Origin of the sequence: Alsobacter soli (genome assembly GCF_003004785.1) — a bacterium.
GTDB lineage: Bacteria > Pseudomonadota > Alphaproteobacteria > Rhizobiales > Beijerinckiaceae > Alsobacter > Alsobacter soli.
In genome coordinates, this window is record NZ_PVZS01000076.1 from 1 (window position 1) to 660 (window position 660).

Below are 660 nucleotides of genomic sequence, written 5' to 3' on the forward strand. Positions count from 1 at the left end.
GGAGAGCGCGTTGCGCCTCATCGTCGAGGGACGACGGGGTCGGCTTCGACGGCGACGCCGTGGAGTCCGCGTCTGGCGGAAGCCGGCTCGGCCTCGCGGGGATTCGCGAGCGGCTGGCGCTTGTGGGAGGCCAGTTGACGATCGAAAGCACGCCAGGGCAGGGCACGAGCGTCTATGTGGTTATCCCGCTGTCGGGAGGAGGGCTGCGATGAGGCCCATCAGGGTCTTCCTGGTCGATGATCATCCAGTCATTCTTGCGGGAATCCGGGCGCTGCTGGCCGAGGATCCCGATTTCGACCTCGTCGGCGATGCGCCTGACGGCGAGAAGGCCCGAGACATGATCAACAGCATCCGGCCTGAGGTGGCCGTGATCGACATTTCGGTGCCGAAGCTGAACGGGGCCGACCTCGCCAGGGCGCTGACGGAAACCTGCCCGGAGGTGAAGATCCTCGTCCTGACCGTGCATGAGGACCGCGCCTATGTGCGCCGATTGATGGACGCCGGCGCGCGGGGGTACGTCCTGAAGCGCTCCGCCGCAGACGACCTGCCCAGGGCCCTTCGGGCCGTGGCCGACGGCGGCTTGTACCTGGACCCTCAGGTGGCCGAGATAGCGCTGGTGCGGGACGGGGATGCGGTCTCGGCCGAGCGAGGCACTGGGGA

General features: G+C 68.0%; 2 protein-coding genes. Both read left to right on the top strand.

All coding sequences use genetic code 11. The annotated features are described in order from the left end of the window. Positions 1-212, top strand: a 212-nt coding sequence (locus tag SLNSH_RS24320) for an ATP-binding protein (RefSeq protein ID WP_245422474.1), incomplete at its 5' end; no start/stop codon positions are given. Beyond that, the coding region (locus tag SLNSH_RS24325; RefSeq protein ID WP_106340867.1) for a response regulator at positions 209-660 on the top strand (452 nt) is incomplete at its 3' end. The genes SLNSH_RS24320 and SLNSH_RS24325, both read left to right, overlap by 4 nt.